The following is an 18615-nucleotide window of genomic DNA, read 5'->3' as shown; positions in this document are numbered from 1 at the left end:
TTTCTCCTGGAAACAAGCGTACTTGCATGGCTGTAAGCAACTGGCGGATGTTGAATTACCCCCATGAAAAATACATTCTTTAATTGCATCCACTAATCCTTATCTCTTCGTATACAGAAAGATTTTATGGAACAGGCATAAATGATAAATAAGATAATATATACACAGAAAGAAAATTTTGAATATACCGAAACTTTCCGGATCAGCTGTACCTGGTTTATAAAACAATCGGTGCTGAATTCGAAAAGAAGATTACCGAATAAATCCATATTTAAAATTAACCAAAAAATATATTCCGATAGTTTTACAAGTACTGCGGCAATAAGGGCAATGAAAAAACAAGTTCCGATAATCCCTGCAATCAATCCAGGTTTCTTTCTTATAATTTCTTTAAAATAATACTGCTTTAATAATTCTTTTGTTATTTTGCTTTTTCTGATAAATGTATGAATTCCTGTCCGTAAAAGCAGCAATAAAAGAAAGACCAGGAGGGTTAACAGGGATAGGTTACTTTCGTTAACAATCATTTTACTTAATGCATCCAGATTAACAAAATAATAATCTTTATCCGTTATACCGGCCAGCTTAAACATATTTTTCACATATTCTTCCGTAATTCCATTAACGGAATCCAAATTTGTCATATAGGTATCCGGCTGTTGATCCATAAGCGAAACAGGAATATACATGTTTTTATTTTCTTTATCTCCATCTTTTATAACACCAGTGATGGTATATGGTTTATTATCCAGATAAATTTTACTGCCTGTAATCTCAAAACCGCCGAATATCTCAAAAGCTGCATATTCATTTAACACAACTGTTCTTTGTTCTTTCTCCTGGGCCTGTTTGGTAAAATAACTGCCCTTAATAAAAGTTAAGGAAAGAACAGAGGGATAAGTATAATTCGTTCCTTTAACAGATACATTATACCGGATTTGATTTATCTTTACCTGTTTTTCCTGATTTACTTCATATGTCAGCAAAAAATTGTCATCATTGATCTGATTAATTTCATCCAAAGATATCCCCATGTTTTTATCAGTCTTTGGAGTAATCAGATATAAACCCTCATTTACTTTTTGCTTTATTAACAAATTCATTATCTGAAGAAAAACAAGGAACGTAACCATTCCAATACGTAAAATTACTCTGGTTCTATTCTTCAAAAAAATCACCTACATTTTCTACTTTTACCGTTTCACCATCCGAAAATGATTTATCGCTTAATAGTACAACGGGTTCAAAAAAATCCAGCCCGTCTGTAATTACCGTATTGTCATTATCCGAATCACCAATATATACATAGACTTTCTCTGCATAAAATTCATCTCCCAGCATGCCTTTGCGTTTCTTAATTTCATAAATAAAATATCCGTCATTATCTTCATTGATCGCCCCATTGGGAATTAACGTATAGGAGGCAGTACTTTCTTTTTCAAAGGTGATTTCGAAAGTTTCTCCTTTTAAAGCTTCCTTGGACCGAAAGGCAACGGTTACCTGTTTGGAATTTTCCACAGGGGTTATTTTACTTACTTCTCCCTCCAATTCGTAGGAAGCGTTGGACAATTCACAGGTATCACCAACGGATATAAAATCATTATCCAGCGTTATTTCACATTCTAATTGATATTCAGTACCCACACCAAAACTAACCATTAATTGTCCTGCATTTATAAACTGACCGGTTTTTACGGGAATGGATAAGACAGTTGCATTTTTGGGTGCTGAAATAACCTCATTTTCCTTAAAATCGGCTAGGGCTTTTATATAACTTTCTTTCTCTGTATTCAGATTATTTAAGTCTAATTCCTTTGATTTCAGATCCTGTTCAAAAACCTCAAGATCATGCTTTAATGCTTCTATATTATTTTTATATTCGTCCAATTGCTTTTCATAAGTATCGTGGGTTTGTTCTGTTTTTATTTTTTGATTATCATAATCCCCTTGTAATATCTCCAAATCATAATTTAAGTTTTTCAGGGCGCTTTCGGCGCTATCCAATTCTTTCTTGGAAATAACACCTCCATCATATAAGAGTTTTGCTTTCTCATAATCATCTTCCGCTTGTTTTATCTGATCTTCCAATTTCTCAATCTGCTTCTTGATTTTTATTAAATCATTTGTAGCTTCCGGTTCTTCTTTCTTAATTTCCTCTTCTAATGCAGAAATTTTTCGTTCCGTTTCTTTCTTATTCAGTTGAATCTTTTCCATATCAATTAAAATTTTATTTTTGTTCACCTCAGATTCCTTTAATTTATTATTTATTTCATCCTTATTAAAACTTAACCGAAACAGCTCCTGCCCCGCTTTTACCTTATCACCTTCTTTGGCAAGTACTTCGTCTATAGTACCCCCGATTTGAGAATAAATTTCTTCCACCTCTGACCAATCTGCCAGCCCCGTAGTCGTTTCCGATTTATTCAGCTTCCCATTAGACGGAGAAACTCCGGTTACAACAGGTAAATGATAGGAATAGATTGTCTTGGATAAAAACAGGAATAAGGTTAAAACAGCAAGAAACAGAGCTCCGATTATTTTAAATTTTTTATTGGCATTCATATAAAACCTCACTTAATTATGTAATAATTCATTTCATTCCGGAAAGTTCTATTCCTTTTTCCAGGTTTTCCTGTCCCATAAGTAAAAACCATAACGGCAAAAACATATAGATACAGGAGGCTGCAAAGATAATGCCGACTTTACCTTCGGCAATCCTAGATAAATACACCGATAACGGTTCCAGGTAATAATCTTTAATAAAGATAACGGCCTGTTCAACCAGATTCCAATATTCAATAAAAGTTAACATAATCAAAGCTGCTATGCCTGACTTCATTTGGGGTATGACAATATGAAAAAAAATATATACGGGGTTTGCCCCGTCAACGGATGCCGCTTCAAAATATTCATTAGGTATGGCTTTCATGCTTTGGTTCAGAAGAAATGTTCCAAAGGGCGAAAATATCCCCGGTAAAATAATTGCAAGATAACTTTCCTTTATATTCAACTGGTCTGCAATAATATAATTAGGAACCAGGACCGCCTGCAGCGGCATAAGCATTACTATAATATAAACCAAAAATATAATATCCTTATATTTCCATTTCCATATGGTAAATCCGTATGCGGTAAGCAAAGATATTACCACATTGCCAAGTACCACCGGAAGGGTAATTTTTAGAGAATTTATTAATAAAAGGATAAATGTTGGCTGGTTGACCAGGGTATCATAATACTGTCCCAGAGTTGCTTCCATGGGTATTAAATTCATATCAATCATTTTTTCTTTGATTCCGGCATATAAGTCAAAAAAAGAAAGTTTTGTCGTATAGTTTAAACTGATCTCCAGTTCCGTCATAAAAGAATTGGTAAAGGTAACCACCAGCGGAAAAAGAAAGAGAATACCGGTAAAAATCAATATGACAAAGGAAATTTTCTCTATGATCTTAGGTTTCATAATGACACCTTCTTTTCCAATCGAAATAGAAATTGTGTTAACAAACTAATGACAAATACCAAAACACAGGTTGCCGTTGTTAATTTCTGATAATCCAGTGAATTAAACATATTATTCATAAAATGCTGCAGCATATAAATACTTTCATGGGGATAACTGCCCGTGATCAGATAAATTTCTTTAAACACTTTGAACGAATTAATCACCGACATAATTATTACCAGAATAAAGGTGGGTGTTAAATTTATTAATGTAATACCAAAAAATTCCTGTACACTACCGGCGCCGTCAACTTTTGCAGCTTCGTAATATTCTTTGGGTATCGCACTTAAACCGGATATAAATAAAATTATATTGTAACCAAGATTTTTCCAGATAAAAATAAGAACAATGACGAAACGTACCAGAGATGTTTCCAGCCAATTAATATGCTTGATTCCTATCAGTTCTAAAAGGTGGTTAAGATATCCGTTGTAATCAAAAAACATTTTCCAAAAGAAAACCATAGACCCTGACGGTATCACTAACGGAATCAGAAAAACCAGGGTAAATAATTTCTTATGCCGAAATGTTTTTTTAATCATTATGGCAACCGCCAGAGATAAAATCATATTTAGCGGCACACATAAACCGATGAAAATAAATGTATTTTTTAGTCCCATTAAATATGGCTTATTGTGAAATAAATCAATAAAATTATTAAATCCGACGAATTTACCATCTATGGGCCGGTCAACAAAAGCATATCCTAAAGAAGTCAAAAACGGCCAAATATAAAACAAAATAAATCCAATCAGACCGGGCAGTATAAAAAATACTGCCAAGTCAATTTTTCTCTTTTTCATACTTTTTCTACTCATTTAAATAAAGTTCTACTTTACCTTGTAAAATTTCTGCTACTTCTTTAGCACTTTTACTTCCGTCAAAGAAATACTTCACTTCTTCATTAACCATATCATCAATTACCGTATCATGTATCATATAAGTATTAAGCATATCCGAGTACTGATTTAAAGCCTTGTTATAGTTATTAAATATTTCTGTCTGTTTTTCATCCAGTTCCACTGCTCCTGATTGTTTTTTCGTATCCTTGCCTGCCCCTTTATCTGTAAGCGGAACCGCATTCTTGCCTGCAATTTGAATTTGAAGCTTTGCCTTTTCTTCACCCGCCTTAATGTTAACAGGACAGCCCATTAAGGTTGTAGAAGTCTGCATCTCTTCTCCTGCCAGATATTTCAAAAATGCCCAGGATGTATTTTTATTTTGGGAATTTGCATTCATGGCATAGGCTTGTGTATAATCAAATACAATTTGATCCTTATCATTCTTTAAGATACCGGCTATTTCATCGTTTTCCGTGAACTGTCCGCCTCCGTTAAAGGTTATGTTCATTTTCTTTCCGTTATTGTCATCAAATGCCTGAAGAAGCATGTTATCACCAACTGTTCTGAATAAAAAGCTTTGGGAAGAACTTACTTTAAGCATATCCTCAGCTTTTTTTTCTACAGGTACGTTTAAATAACCGTTTTCTTCATATTCTTTTACCGTTTCCAATACTTTCTCAAATTGACCGCCGGTAAAATTAGCAGTTTTATTTTCAATATCCACAAACTGCTTATAATCTAACTGAAACAGCTGGTTGAACATTGTGCCGGCGCCAGTTGAACCGCTGGATCGGTCAAACATCTTAAGAGGATTTTCTTTATCCATATTTTTTTGATTTTCAAAAGAGTCCTGACCGATTTCAATTAACTGATCGTAAGTATAAGCCTCATTGGGGTTCAAGTTTTCCTGTTCTGCCGGATCTAATATTGTCTTATCATAGCCCAGAACATCAAAATTATAACCCATGGGAAATATATATTGACCACCTTTATAATTGGTTGCTTCTAACACATTCTGCCTGTAATCCTCTTTCTGAAAGTCTTTATCGGCATCCATATAAGCATTTAAGTCTACTAACTGACCATTTTCCGCATATTTATAATAAGGCAGGATATCCATTGCCAATATATCCGGACCTTCGCCGGTCATAAGCTCCGTATTAATTCGGTTAATATAATCATTTTCGCTTTTGGTATCTCTGTTATTCGTTATCATCTTTATTGTTCCACCATTTTTTGTAGTTGAAGATTTCACTTCCGGAGCTGTGGAAAAACTCTCAATATTTACTTTGGTTCCGGGATATTTGGCTTCAAACTCTTTTGCACCTGCTTCCAGGTAATTTTTGTAAAATGTGGAATCATAACAGTATACGGTAATTTCACCGTTCACTTCTCCGTCTAAGTTAACGGGTTCGGTTCTTTCTGTTGCTTGTGAACCGCTTTTTTGATTCTGCGGATCTTTCGTATCAGAATTGGTCTCCTGACTGCTGCAAGCTGTAAATGTGAACAATACAGTAACTATCAGGGTTAGTGATAGAAGTTTCTTCATTTCATTTCCTCCTAAAATAATTTTAAATAATTTATGTAATTATTCTACGAGGATAAGTATATTTTCCCAATATGAAGTTGTTATGAAGTTAGCATGTATTATAAATGAAGATAAATCAAGAGCTGCTGCTCTTATTAAAATACAGATTAAATTTAAGTCCTTCCAGTGTATTCACTAATTCATAAGGTATCTGCAATGCTTCCAGGTTTCGTTTCACAATATATAAACCTAAACCGGTGCCGCTTTTATTGCGGTTTCTGCTGTAATTACGTGTAAAAAAGGGTTCAAAGAGTTTATTTAGTTCCCCTTTCGGTATATTCTCACATTGATTTTCTATTGATAAACAGATGGAGCTATCCTTTTCGGTTATATGAATATTTATATTTCCGCCCTCCGCAGTATATTTGACGGCATTGGAAATAATATTGGAAATAACCGTTTTTAATGTATTTTCATCTGTTTTGATTACTACGTCCGAATTTGGCTTTATTACATTTAATTTCTTCTCTTCCATAAATAACCGGTTATTTTCTAAGGAAAGCTCTAAAAGCGGTAAAATTCTCACCGATTCTGTTTTTAAAATTTTTTCGGTGGAATCCAATTTAGAAGCATATAATATTTCATTTATAAGTTTTGTAAGATTGTCGATTAATTTTTTACTTTCTTTTAAGTACTTTTCTTTATCTTTGTATTTACCCACATCGTCAATCATTCCCTCAACAATCCCATATAACGCTGATATGGGCGTTTTTAATTCATGACTTGCCGCACGCATAAAATCTGTTTTCGATTTCTCCAGCTCCGTAACTTTATCCATCTCTATTTTAAGATTTGTAATATTGGAACATAACTTCTGATATAACAAATCCATGTTTTCAGAAAGTTCACCCACCTCATCGTTTGTACGGATACCGGACTGAATGCCGGGAGTGAGATTCTGCATATCCCTGGCAGTATGGGACAGCTTAACAATAGGTTTTGTCATTCGTTTTGAAAAATAATAGGATGCCAATAAAGCGATAAGGATATTTACAGCAAAGAGATACGGCATAAGAGAAATGATCACACCTTTGGCTTCGTTGATCGGCTGCATGGTTCCAAATATGGATATATAGGCTATGCCATTTTTGCCTATCTCTTTTTCAATCATAATGGAAGCGCTGTCATTTTTTTTAATAAATAGTGCTTTGCTTTTTGATCCATCTAAATCATCTGTTATAAAATCTTCTTTATTCATCTGAATTGAAATTTTAGCAAGTTTGTCATTTTTATTATAATATAAATTAAAAGGTGAGGATAACTTAAGCATCAGGTTATCCGCAGTATCATATGCTAAAGTTATTGCATTATTCTGTGCGGAAAAATCTGAAATATAATGAGCTATCTCATTTTCTGTTTTAGCGGATTGAATGTTTACCGCAAGATTATCTGCATTGGTTTTTAAAACTTTATTTTTTGAATAAGTATAATAATCCGGTAAAACCAGATAAAGGATACCAAAAGAAATGAATATTACAAAAGTAATCAGCAGGGAAGTGTAAATAAATGTATTACGTACGATTCCTCTTTTTCTAAACATCTGTATCACCTGCTCTCTCCAATATTCGGTATCCGACTCCTTTTACTGTTTCGATAATATTAACTTTAAATTTTTTACGCACATTCTTAATATGTACGTCTACGATTCGGTCGTCTCCGAAATAGTCATACCCCCATACCAGATTCAATAACTGTTGTCTGGTAAGCACTTTTCCCTGATTTGTCATTAACACTTTCAAAAGTTCTAATTCTTTTAAAGTTAATATTACTCTTTCCCCATTCTCAAAAGCAGTATAACGGTCTAAATCTATTGTGACCGGACCAGCCTTAAGTGTACCGGCCTGACCGATTCTTCTTAGCAATGCTTCCACACGTTTTACCAGCAATTTTGGTGAGAAAGGTTTTGTTACATAATCATCTGCCAGTGCATCAAAGCTGGCAGACTGTGTATTTTCATCATCAAGAGCTGTTAACATCAGCACCGGTGTATTATTTTTATTTCGGATGGTTTTTAACAACTCCAATCCTGTAATCTCCGGCAGCATAATATCCAGGATATACAAATCAATGGTTTCATCCTTTTTTATAATATGATGGGCTTTTTTACCATCTTCTGCCGAAATAACCAGATAACCTGCTTCCGACAGATATTCCTCAACAACTTCCCTGATATTCTGATCATCTTCCACTATAAGAATTTTATTTAACACACTAACACCTCAAAATTAAATTTTTCGTCCAACCGTTCTTTACCATTATACATGGACAATATGAAGTTAGTATGAAGTTTTTAGTAAAGGAATGGACATCTATAAAACTTCAATGCTATAATTGGAAAACAAATCTGAAAGAAAGGATTGATATCATGTACTTATGTAAGAAAATTTTAACCGCATCCATCGCCCTTGGCCTTGTTACAACAGCAGCAAGCCTTTCAGTAACATTAGCAGCAACCGTTGCTTATGCAGCTGGTGAATCCAATCCGGATTCGGAGATTATATTAACCTTAACAGATGCGAAAGAGAGATTATTAGAAGAAAATACGGATTTAGAATTATTGGAAAATAATCTGAATAATTTATATTACCAACTCAGATCCTCCAGGGAAGATTTAGAGAATCTGGAGGATTCACAGGAGGATTATGGCGAAAATCTGGAGGATTTAAAAGCAAAGTTAACTGATTTGGAAAATGAAAAAGCAGCTTTTATCGCCGATCAGGAGGCTCCTCTGACTCCTCCCTTGTCCACCGATGAATATATAAACCGACTTATTGATTTTGATATACGGATTTCTCAGCTTAACCAAACCATAAACTCCCTGACTAACAATATAGGGTCATTAAATGATAACGAAAATTCATTAGAAGCAAACATAGATTCCATAAGAAATAATATTGATTTACAAGAAGAGAACAAGGCTATTACGGAAGAGAAATTAAAATATAATTTGGAAAAAATATATATTCAGATTTTAAGCCTTGATTTAGAAATAATCAAAAAAGAGAGTACACTCTCCTTAACTGAATTAGCCTTTTATAATGAAAATCTTAAATTGCAATTAGGCCTGACACAGGTGAGTAATGTAAAAAGTACGGAAGAAACTTATCTTTATGCAAAAAATAATCTGGATTCGTTACGAAACCAACAAGACCAACTAATGAATGAACTAAAAGTTTTAATGGGTTATCCAACCGGTACAAAGGTTAAATTAGAAGACATTTCTCTTAATGAAATAACACTGCCTTCTTACCAGGACGGTTTAAATGAAGTACTTAAGGACGGTGTTGAAATTAATTACCAGAAAATGTTATGTGATAATCAAAAAGATTATATTGATGACCTGGAAGACGAATATGACGGCTCCGAAAATGAAATCCGCAATGAAAAATATAAATTGGAGGAATATGAAATAAATCTAAAAAAAGTAATGACTGCTGCGGAAAATACTTACTATAATAATTATCATGATTTTGAACTTTTAGGTGATTCCGTAGATTTATTGGAGGAACAGTTAACTCATACAGAAAGCTTAAATAAACAAAGTCATATGCAATACGATTTGGGAGTGTTAAGTAAAGAAGATTTAGCAGCAAAAGATGACGCTTATCTTCAGGCTCAGCTTACCTTTAAGCAAAAACAATATGAATTTGCCGCGGCTGCCTCCGCTTATAACATGGCAGAACAGGGTTATTTAATTAATTAAAGGACAGTACAAGACATTTTTTATTTTTTTTAATTCAGCATAATTACTCCCAAAGAGGCTTCTGCAAAATTCATAAACTAAAATTTGTATCAGACAAATTAAGCCGTTTGAGATTTTACAAAAGCCTCTCAATTTTTTATATTTTTTTGTACACAGCTACCACCCGCTAAATATTTACCTTAATAACGGCTATAGCTCTATATATTAAATTGCATATTATATAAATGAGCATAAACATTATTAAGTTCTAATAATTCTTCATGGGTTCCCTGTTCTTCAACTCCATTATCCGTTAATACGATAATTTTCTTCGCATTTCTAACAGTAGAAAGACGATGGGCAATGACAAGCGTAGTCCGGTTTTTAATTAACTTCTCCAGGGAATCCTGTACTGCCTTTTCACTTTCATTGTCCAAAGCACTTGTGGCCTCATCAAAAATAAGAACAGGCGGATTTTTAAGAAATACCCGTGCAATACAAAGTCTTTGCTTCTGTCCTCCTGATAACTTAACACCTCTCTGTCCGATATCGGTATCGTATCCATCTGGTAATTCCATTATAAACTCATGGGCATTTGCCTTCTTTGCCGCTTCCATGATTTCCGCAAGACTTGCACCAGGTTTGCCGTAACTGATGTTTTCTGCTATGGTTCCGGCAAATAAATATACATCCTGTTCCACAATACCGATGTACTTTCTTAACGATTTCAGCTGTATATCTCTGATGTTGATACCATCTAACTTAATTTCTCCTTCATTCACTTCATAAAAACGGGGAATTAAGGAACAAAGAGTAGTTTTCCCTACTCCGGATGAACCAACCAAAGCCACATAATCTCCCACTTTAATGTCCAGGTTAATGTTTTTTAATACATAATTATAATTATCTTTATATTTAAAGGAAACGTTATTAAATTCTAAATTTCCCTCAGCCTGGTCCAGCTCACATGCATCGGTTTTGTCTTTAACATCCGATTCAACCTCCAATATATCCATAAAACGGTCAAAACCGGTAATCCCCTCCTGGTAAAGTCTGGCAAAATTTATCAGCCTCTGAATTGGTTCCGTCAGGTTACCGATACATAATAAATAGGTAAGCAGATCCGCCAAATCCAAAGATGCTTTAATAATCGCTGCTCCTCCAAAAATAATGACCGCAATTGTTATTAGTTGAGTAAAAGCATACAGGCCTTCATAAAAGTAAGTCTCAAATTTATAACTTTCCCTTCTGCTTTCAACAAAACGTTTATTCTGATATGCAAATTTCTTTTTCTCTATTTCTTCATTGGCAAATGATTTCACTACCCGGATACCGGATAAAGTATCTTCAACCTGGGCATTGATATCACCAATTCTGTCTTTACTGGTTCTTAAGGCAATATTCATTTTTTTATTTAAATAAAAACCAAAGACCGCCATAACAGGCAAAAATAAAAAGACCAGTATAGTCAGACTAACATTAATATTGATTAAAATGATAAAAGCGCCGACAAACTTTAAAATTGATATGACTATATCTTCCGGTCCATGATGATACAATTCTGTTAAAGATAATATATCGTTTGTAATTCTGGTCATTAACTGGCCGGTTTTCTGTTCATCATAAAAGCGAAAAGATAATTTTTGGTAATGGTCAAATAATTCGATACGCATATCACTTTCCATCAATGCTCCCATCATATGCCCCTGATAAGAAATGAACATATTGCAAACCGTATGGATAAGTACCAGGACAAGCATCAAACTGCCGACCATATAAATCCGATTACCGCCATCCGTTAAATTACCCTCTAATACATTTTTAGTAATATATCTGGTGCAAAGAGGGAGTATCAGTGTAATAGCCGATACGATAAAAGCACACGCCAGGTCTGCGGACAATAAACCCAGATATGGCCTGTAATAAGATATAAATTTTTTGAAACGAGAATGCATTAAAATCTCCTCCATAATATCGGAGGGTTAAATTATAGTCGCCCTCCAAACTTTATTCATATTTGCTTTTATTGTTTTTTTCATGTGATACACCCTTTCTGAGAAAATTTTATTATATGGCTTTCAGACTGCCGTCTAAGCGATACATATAATCGTATTTATTTTATATCATTTTATAACTTAAGTTAAGAACTTTTTTAATTATAAATATTTTTTCCCTGCTATCCAACACTTCCGATTGTAACAAGAGCATTATAATCAAAATCATGTACACTTAATTTTAGTAATTTCAAAACGGAAACTGCAAGACGTGCTATAACCGTATCCTTAATATCTCTGGAATTTCATTTTCTTAACAGTTAAATCGGCTCCGTTTATTTTAATTTTTGTTAAGTCTGCTATCCCCAGACCTTCTTTAGACGCAAGTTTTACATGCGGTACTTCCTCTAAGGAAAATCCCATAAAATCCAGGGCCGCGGTATCTACTGCAACCGGGTCAACTCCGGCAAAAACAATATTGGATTGGACCGGGCGAACCCATAAGGGACCGTCTCCCTCACCGCCTATAATGCCGTCAATTACCGCAAAATCCGGTTTCCTAATTTTATTAATATCAACGATAGCTTTTTCAAGCCCCCATAGATGCAGGTTAAGCTTTGTTCCTGTTCCATAAAAACCGGTTGGAGGGACCCCAATAGAATTTTTAAGGCTTAAGGTAACACCGGCTTCGGTATGGGTCTTTAATTTTGCTACACTAATTACAATATCTGCATCCATGTATATTTTAGGAATAAGCAGATCCTCATTTGTTAAGCTGCCCTCCGGTTTTAGCCTGTAACATTCATCCTCCTTACACTCGTCCATGTTAAATAATTTTGCACCGGATATTTTATTAAATTTTGCCGGCTCAAACTCATCTCCAAAAGGGGATGCTTCTGCAATAATAATTTTACCGGCACCACATTCCTTAACCATATTAACTACTTCTTGTACAACTCTGTAATCAGTAGTTACTGCCTCGTTCGGCAAGGATGGTTTTACCAGGTTTGGCTTAATTACTACCGTATCATTTGCTTTTATGAAACCCTCAAGTCCTCCTGCATTTAAAATGGCGGTTCTCGTCACTTTATCATGTTCACTGCCTAGTCCAATACCAACGGTTGGTTCTGAATCCATTTTTCTTAAGGATCTTTTCATTTTTTCTTCCACATGTACTGGTATAGGAACCGACTTATACATTTAAAACCTCCCATACGTTAAAATAATTAATTATATCTAAATTTCTGATATCAATAATAAAACTGTTATGTTAAGCTCATATATTTATGCCTACATTACTATAATATGTTTTTTTACAGTTTTCGTGTCTTTTTGCCCCTGCTTTTATACAAGCAAAAAGGCTGCCGTAAATTAATAATTTTATTGAACTTGTATAAATGCAAGTAATAAAATAGATAAATTTTACAACAGCCTTTTTTTATTCATTTCTTGTTATTAGATTCACATGTCTTATATACACCAGTGTTGGTACAGTATTTACCTTTTCGGAATGACCCTATACCAGGCTTCTTCATAACATTTTCCGTCAAAAGTATCATAATACATTTCAAACTCATATCCGGGAATCAAATCATAGTTAGACGTTGGAAGCCAGTCGGTATAAACCCTTGCTATCAAAGCTTGTGTTTCCTTGGATGTATCCTCTATGCCATGAGGTTCATTTACAAATATCGCCCAGGTTGCAGCCGGAACATCCACAACCGTATAATCCGTTGTGTCAGAAAGGGGAGTTTTTAAACTGCAAACCATATACGGAAATTTCGTTCCGTTCATTTCTCTGTATCCGCATACGGCGTTAAGGGAACTGGGATAATTCGCTGACTTAGCTAACTTATCATATTCTCCCTTGTCCATAAGTTCCGTCCAGAATTTCGGTATTTCTTTTAAGTTTTCTCCATCCTTTGTATCGAAAATCCTTTCAATACCATATACCTGGAATGCTTGTTTTTGTACAACTCGGTAATTCATTTCGCTATCTCCTTTAATTGTTATTTGAAAGGAAATACGTGGATAGGCTTTTATACTCGTACCTAACTTGCGGGCCGTCGTAGGGGTAATGCCATGTAATAATTGAAATGCCCTGGTAAAGGATTCCGGTGAATCGTAGCCGTACTTCAGTGCCAGATCTATTATTTTGATGTCACTGTTCTGAAGCTCAAATGCAGCCAATGTCATCTTTCTTCGTCTAACATATTCAGATAACGGAATATTTGTCATAAAGGAAAACATTCGCTGAAAATGATAGACCGAACAGCAGGCTGCCTGTGCCACTTTTTCGTAATCCATTTTCTCCTGAAGGTTATTTTCAATATAATCAATCGCATTATTCATGTTTTCAAGCCATTTCACTTGTATCTCCTCCTTTCCAATAAAGTATAACAATAATGTACTCCAAATACCTTGCAATAATTGCACAAAACTGCTAGATTAAGCACTACTTCACCAACTGTTAATTTTATTTCAATACTTTATCAATAAAGGAAAGACACCGTATCATACTATCCGCCACTTCCTCTTGAATATCCGTAAAACAGTAATTAAAACCCGGAAATAAAAGGCATAAGTTATAATCCTTACCCTTGTTAACGGTAATATAATTAGGCTTTCGTGTACCTGTCTTGTCAGTCTGGGTACAGTAACCGCAATTATCACATTTTTTATTATATTTTATAATGAAATCCTGAAGTTCCTCCTCCATGGATTTAAAAGCAGACAGAACTTCTTTCGTTTTTGGCAGACGCAGGCAGAAATATACCGGCTGCCATATAAAGGGATCATATTTTGCAGAGATTCCGCCGTGAGTACGTTCAGCCCATGCATCTTTCACAGGCTGCTCCTTGGAATCGTAATTTTTTACATAATCAAGTGCTATCTGATTATCCCTGTTATCAATACGAATATATCCATTTTCCTCCAGGAAGTTAATGAGCTTCTCAAAGGCCTCTTCCTTTCCGCAAAGACGTTTATATATGTCACATGCATAGGAGTACTTAGAGTTATACATACATCTTGAAAAGGATAGTAAGGATGCCCCCGGTTTGTCCGTAAGCAATTTCCACCCATAAAATAAATCCCCGTATTCCTCATGGATAAAGACCTTACGGTTATCCTCCACCCCATACTTTAATCCTAATGAATTCAGAATATTAAGATGATTTTTATTGATTTTCAATTCATTCCAGGCAACAAGTCTGTTTTTATCCAAGCTCCCCTTATTACCTATAGTAAATAAAACAGCCAGAAAATCCTCTATTTTTTTACTGATACGTCTCATCTGATTCGTTAATTCCGGTTTTTTATCCGCACTTTTATTAAACCGGTTAGTATGGGCATCGTCAGCATGAGTGCTTGTAAACAATAAACCAGGGTCATCGTACAAAATCCGGTAAATATCTTTCATAAAATCATAAAACTGTTTTTGCGCCTGCTCGGATACGGTTTTATCATATACGGGGACAAATTCGGGGAAAGTATCCAAATACATATGTATGATTCTTTGTTCTAAATTTTGAAATTCCATGATATCCTCCACACAACATAATAAATACACATAAATTCATATTACCATATAATTCCATATAATAAAACAAAAAATTTAAACTTTAATATATCAGCTTTCTAATGCTCCTTTTGGTTAAAAAAAATAAACGGAGGTATTCTTTATTTATACGACCGTTTATTTAAGACATATACCGACTCATGTCTGTGGTTAAACTGTTTTGCTGCCTATTCTGTCAGCCTATTTAATAACTACAGGTATCCGGATTTCAACCTTACAGGTATCCGCAGCGTCATCCCATTCCACATATTTTTCAATGGTAGGTAACCCAGACTTCTTATATTTGCTTTGAGGAAGAAATTCCTGGTTGATTCGATGCCAGGTACTTCCAAGGATATTATCCGATATTGCTCCTTTTGCTTCAAATATAAGCCAGGTAGCGTCAGGATATACATAACTTTCATATCCGGGAATATCCTCTTTCTCCCATTCAATACCGCACATATAATCATTACTGCCGTCTTCACCAAAGCCAAAACATAATCCTAAATCGCATAAGTGCCCGCTTAACTCTTTCATAAATTCTGCGCTGCCGTCACTTTTAACAATTGCCCAAGTACCCCCTCCATATGGAGTCGTCCTTCTTCGGCCGATTACCTTAAACGGTTCCCGATTTACTTTTGTGTAATTCATTTTATAAACCCCCTTTATAGTAAGTTCGAAGTGCAGCCGGCAATAGAATGTCAGTTTAACATCCGGTTTTCTGGCCATAATAGGCATAATACCATGCATCCGCTTAAAAGCGACACTGAATGCATCGGCTGATTCATAACCGTATTTCATGGCGATATCTATTACTTTCTCCTCCGAATTTTGCAGATCATAAGCCGCACAGGTAAGTTTTCTGTTTCGGATATATTCCGATAAGGGTATGCCTGTAATTTGTGTAAAAGAACGCTGAAATACGGAAATAGGACACCCCATTATCTTACTGATCTGTTCATAATCTATATCATTATTCAGATTATTTTCCACATAGTCTATCGCACTATTCATTCTATCAACCCAATCCATTGCTTCACCTCCTGGATATAGTATAAAGAGTTTTAATTTCATATGCCCGTCATTTACCATACAGAAAATAACGGATTATATATCAGTGTTTACTGCCTGTTTTACCAAAGGGATAATACGCCATGGAAGTTATGGAATCCTCAAAACCGTATTTCTCATATATTGGCCTGCCCATATCCGTCCCATGGAGCTGTATTCTCTCACAGCCTGTTTTTTTTGCCTCATCTACCGTCAGTGATAATAGTTTGGAGGCTATACCGTTTCTGCGATATTCCGGTAAAGTGTATATGTTACCTATGTAAGCTGTCTTACCATTGGGGCACCAGTCATTTGGTGGTAAAGTATAAAAGGTAACCCCGCTCATAGCAATGATCTCTCTGTTTATTTCAGCAACCAGGACCATATAGCTCTTTTCTTTATATCCATTTATCATGTATTGTTTTGTATTTATCCCAAGTTTTTCTATGTTTTCTGCAGTTAAATCCCCATCTGCGTTTAACATTGATAAACGTAATCCAGTCAACATATCAATATCATCCATATCAGCTATTCTGTAGCAAATCATGTTATTTCCTCCGCAGTATGAATTATTTAATTTTTATCAAGATTATTTTATCTGATTATATGGATGGTACCGTCCTTACGTAAAGGTGTGTTTGATTCCTTTCCGATATATCCAATCGCAGCCGAAGAACAGATAGTATGTTCTTTGGGAATTCCGAGTTCCGACAAATAGTTACGAAGCTCCTGGTCATTTCGCAGCCAATGCAGATGGTTAATATAACAGCTGCCTAAACCCAGTGATTGAGCAGCCAGAAAAATATTCTCAAGGGCAAGGGCACAGTCTGCCATAGCATTTTCATAATTAGGACGGTTAGTGGCTATTATAAGGGTCGGAGCATGATAGTAAAAATTATAATCTTCCCGGCTCGAACTTGCTTTGGCCCCAAGTTTTCCGGGATAATCGTCATCCGGAATCCAGTGCTGAAACCCTTCCCGTACCAGTTCATTGATTTTTAGAAGGATGTCTTTATTCTGGATTGCAGTAAACAGCCAGCTTTGGCTGTTACTTCCGCTTGGTGCCCATCTGGCAGCCTCCAGCAATGTTTCCAGCTGCTCCTCTTTTATCTGCTGTTCTGTGAATTTACGTGTACTTCTCCTGGCAAGAATACAGTTTACTACTTCATTCTTAATCATTTTTATCACTCCTTTTATCTTTTTTGGAAAGATGGTTTTTACAACGAATAGTTATTATTTACATTACTAAACATAAAACAAAATTATCGCAATGTTCCTTTGTTTGTTAAAAATTCCTTTGTATTCATATTTGAGGGGATGTTACAACATCCCCTGATTCATTTAGCTTATATTTTTTATAATTTCAACCTTTGGTTTTTTGCTGCCATCAGGCTGTTTTAAAACAGGCGGAGTCCCGGTTATAAAAATCCTGAGAATTTTGGGCGAAGCAATAAAAATTGGTGTATTCCCGTCCGCATCGGAAAGAACCACGACTCCAAATTCGTTACGGTAAACATCACCGGAGGCTGAAATTGTCGGACCAAGTCTCATTTCTACCGGTGTACCGATGGTGAGATAGGATTGAATCGCTGCAAACAAATCTGAGTAGCAGCTTACCGGCAGGGGATCCGGCGGAGTCAGGTAGGTAAACCCAGGATTATATACCGTTCCATCTCCGGGATAAATAACGGTAATGTTTTCAATCGGTATTATTTCAAAGTCATTATTAGCATCCATTAATCGTAAAAGACCCGGTTTCTGTGCACCCGGTGCAGTATATAAATCAAGCGGTACACCTGAGTAAGAAGCAAGTGACTCTGAATATATTGTCCATGTATTGGTTCCATACGTCGTAATCATCTGGGAAAGTATATTGATAAGCTGATCGACTGCAAAACAGTACATATTTGCAGGTTCTGTTATATCATCCCTTGTTACAGCCAGTGATGCTTTAATTGGAATCTGGTCGGAATAATAATAATTTCCCGTAGCTGCATTTATTAAGGAGAGTGTGGCCGGAACCGTTGTAATTTCAATGATTCCGATACCCATCACCTGACCTGATTTCATGTTTGAATTACCTGTTATAAGGTCTCCCTCGGAAGATGTCAGTACAAGTACCACACCATTTGCATAACTGGATGATTGTGTTACAACGAACCAATTTACCACATATCTTCCCGCCTCATTGAAAGTAATGACACCCGTTGTATTATCGTAGTCTATATCTCCTGTGGAATGTGACACCAAATCAAATATAACATTTTCCGAAGGACCTATATTTCCTAAAAGTGTACGTTCTATCTGTAAAGCTATATTTCCCATAATAACTCTCCTTTATAATATATTGGCATATTTATACACCAAGGAATTCTGTCAATTCATAGCGTAATTT

At 35.3% G+C, this 18615-nt stretch carries 16 protein-coding genes; 1 reads left to right on the top strand and 15 read right to left on the bottom strand.

Going from position 1 to position 18615, the window contains the following annotated elements; all coding sequences use genetic code 11:
• Positions 1–92: 92 nt before the first annotated feature.
• From Ana3638_RS14830 to Ana3638_RS14800, 7 genes are all read right to left on the bottom strand, one after another.
• The gene (locus tag Ana3638_RS14830) at positions 93–1169 is read right to left on the bottom strand and encodes an ABC transporter permease (RefSeq protein ID WP_161838728.1); all 1077 of its coding nucleotides are present in this window, start codon (positions 1167–1169) and stop codon (positions 93–95) included.
• Complete coding sequence (locus Ana3638_RS14825; protein WP_161838727.1) at positions 1159–2562, bottom strand: HlyD family secretion protein; 1404 nt, start codon at positions 2560–2562, stop codon at positions 1159–1161. Before Ana3638_RS14825 ends, Ana3638_RS14830 begins: the two co-directional genes overlap by 11 nt.
• A gap of 28 nt (positions 2563–2590) precedes the next feature.
• Positions 2591–3460, bottom strand: coding sequence for a carbohydrate ABC transporter permease (locus Ana3638_RS14820; RefSeq protein WP_161838726.1), 870 nt, complete (start codon positions 3458–3460; stop codon positions 2591–2593).
• The gene (locus Ana3638_RS14815) at positions 3457–4305 is read right to left on the bottom strand and encodes a carbohydrate ABC transporter permease (protein WP_161838725.1); all 849 of its coding nucleotides are present in this window, start codon (positions 4303–4305) and stop codon (positions 3457–3459) included. Before Ana3638_RS14815 ends, Ana3638_RS14820 begins: the two co-directional genes overlap by 4 nt.
• A gap of 7 nt (positions 4306–4312) precedes the next feature.
• Positions 4313–5893: an ABC transporter substrate-binding protein gene (locus tag Ana3638_RS14810; RefSeq protein WP_161838724.1), complete on the bottom strand. Its 1581-nt coding sequence runs from the start codon at positions 5891–5893 to the stop codon at positions 4313–4315.
• A 115-nt stretch (positions 5894–6008) separates the two neighbouring features.
• Positions 6009–7472, bottom strand: a complete 1464-nt coding sequence (locus Ana3638_RS14805; protein WP_161838723.1) for a HAMP domain-containing sensor histidine kinase — start codon at positions 7470–7472, stop codon at positions 6009–6011.
• Positions 7465–8142 (bottom strand): response regulator transcription factor, encoded by a 678-nt coding sequence (locus tag Ana3638_RS14800; RefSeq protein WP_161838722.1) that lies wholly within the window; start codon positions 8140–8142, stop codon positions 7465–7467. Before Ana3638_RS14800 ends, Ana3638_RS14805 begins: the two co-directional genes overlap by 8 nt.
• A 71-nt stretch (positions 8143–8213) precedes the next feature.
• On the opposite strand from Ana3638_RS14800, the gene Ana3638_RS14795 reads away from it, so the two are divergent.
• The gene (locus tag Ana3638_RS14795; RefSeq protein ID WP_161838721.1) at positions 8214–9635 is read left to right on the top strand and encodes a TolC family protein; all 1422 of its coding nucleotides are present in this window, start codon (positions 8214–8216) and stop codon (positions 9633–9635) included.
• A gap of 197 nt (positions 9636–9832) precedes the next feature.
• On the opposite strand, the gene Ana3638_RS14790 is transcribed toward Ana3638_RS14795, so the two are convergent.
• The 8 genes from Ana3638_RS14790 to Ana3638_RS14755 form a co-directional block, all read right to left on the bottom strand.
• A complete protein-coding gene (locus tag Ana3638_RS14790) occupies positions 9833–11569 on the bottom strand; it encodes an ABC transporter ATP-binding protein (protein WP_161838720.1) in 1737 nt (578 codons plus the stop codon).
• A gap of 327 nt (positions 11570–11896) precedes the next feature.
• The gene (locus Ana3638_RS14785) at positions 11897–12808 is read right to left on the bottom strand and encodes a DUF362 domain-containing protein (protein WP_161838719.1); all 912 of its coding nucleotides are present in this window, start codon (positions 12806–12808) and stop codon (positions 11897–11899) included.
• A 297-nt stretch (positions 12809–13105) separates the two neighbouring features.
• A complete protein-coding gene (locus Ana3638_RS14780) occupies positions 13106–13978 on the bottom strand; it encodes an AraC family transcriptional regulator (protein ID WP_161838718.1) in 873 nt (290 codons plus the stop codon).
• A gap of 106 nt (positions 13979–14084) precedes the next feature.
• The gene (locus Ana3638_RS14775) at positions 14085–15149 is read right to left on the bottom strand and encodes a hypothetical protein (RefSeq protein ID WP_161838717.1); all 1065 of its coding nucleotides are present in this window, start codon (positions 15147–15149) and stop codon (positions 14085–14087) included.
• 219 nt (positions 15150–15368) lie between these two features.
• Entirely contained in the window at positions 15369–16202 is an 834-nt protein-coding gene (locus Ana3638_RS14770) for an AraC family transcriptional regulator (protein WP_161838716.1), read from the bottom strand.
• Between the two features lie 82 nt (positions 16203–16284).
• On the bottom strand, positions 16285–16767 hold the full coding sequence (locus Ana3638_RS14765; RefSeq protein ID WP_161838715.1) for a GNAT family N-acetyltransferase: 483 nt from the start codon (positions 16765–16767) through the stop codon (positions 16285–16287).
• 47 nt (positions 16768–16814) lie between these two features.
• The gene (locus tag Ana3638_RS14760) at positions 16815–17399 is read right to left on the bottom strand and encodes a nitroreductase family protein (protein ID WP_161838714.1); all 585 of its coding nucleotides are present in this window, start codon (positions 17397–17399) and stop codon (positions 16815–16817) included.
• Between the two features lie 162 nt (positions 17400–17561).
• Positions 17562–18545 carry a hypothetical protein gene (locus Ana3638_RS14755; RefSeq protein ID WP_161838713.1) on the bottom strand — a complete coding sequence of 328 codons (984 nt, stop codon included), beginning with the start codon at positions 18543–18545 and terminating at the stop codon, positions 17562–17564.
• Between the last annotated feature and the right edge of the window lie 70 nt (positions 18546–18615).

This window comes from Anaerocolumna sedimenticola (genome assembly GCF_009931695.1).
Lineage (GTDB): Bacteria > Bacillota > Clostridia > Lachnospirales > Lachnospiraceae > Anaerocolumna > Anaerocolumna sedimenticola.
This window is presented reverse-complemented; position numbering and strand designations above follow the sequence as displayed.

Bases quoted from the DNA above. Each gene is read 5' to 3' on its own strand.
- Ana3638_RS14825 (WP_161838727.1), bottom strand. From the start codon at position 2,562: ATGAATGCCAATAAAAAATTTAAAATAATCGGAGCTCTGTTTCTTGCT.
- Ana3638_RS14820 (WP_161838726.1), bottom strand. From the start codon at position 3,460: ATGAAACCTAAGATCATAGAGAAAATTTCCTTTGTCATATTGATTTTT.
- Ana3638_RS14815 (WP_161838725.1), bottom strand. From the start codon at position 4,305: ATGAAAAAGAGAAAAATTGACTTGGCAGTATTTTTTATACTGCCCGGT.
- Ana3638_RS14810 (WP_161838724.1), bottom strand. From the start codon at position 5,893: ATGAAGAAACTTCTATCACTAACCCTGATAGTTACTGTATTGTTCACA.
- Ana3638_RS14805 (WP_161838723.1), bottom strand. From the start codon at position 7,472: ATGTTTAGAAAAAGAGGAATCGTACGTAATACATTTATTTACACTTCC.
- Ana3638_RS14795 (WP_161838721.1), top strand. From the start codon at position 8,214: ATGAAGTTTTTAGTAAAGGAATGGACATCTATAAAACTTCAATGCTAT.
- Ana3638_RS14790 (WP_161838720.1), bottom strand. From the start codon at position 11,569: ATGCATTCTCGTTTCAAAAAATTTATATCTTATTACAGGCCATATCTG.
- Ana3638_RS14785 (WP_161838719.1), bottom strand. From the start codon at position 12,808: ATGTATAAGTCGGTTCCTATACCAGTACATGTGGAAGAAAAAATGAAA.
- Ana3638_RS14775 (WP_161838717.1), bottom strand. From the start codon at position 15,149: ATGGAATTTCAAAATTTAGAACAAAGAATCATACATATGTATTTGGAT.
- Ana3638_RS14770 (WP_161838716.1), bottom strand. From the start codon at position 16,202: ATGGATTGGGTTGATAGAATGAATAGTGCGATAGACTATGTGGAAAAT.
- Ana3638_RS14765 (WP_161838715.1), bottom strand. From the start codon at position 16,767: ATGATTTGCTACAGAATAGCTGATATGGATGATATTGATATGTTGACT.
- Ana3638_RS14760 (WP_161838714.1), bottom strand. From the start codon at position 17,399: ATGATTAAGAATGAAGTAGTAAACTGTATTCTTGCCAGGAGAAGTACA.
- Ana3638_RS14755 (WP_161838713.1), bottom strand. From the start codon at position 18,545: ATGGGAAATATAGCTTTACAGATAGAACGTACACTTTTAGGAAATATA.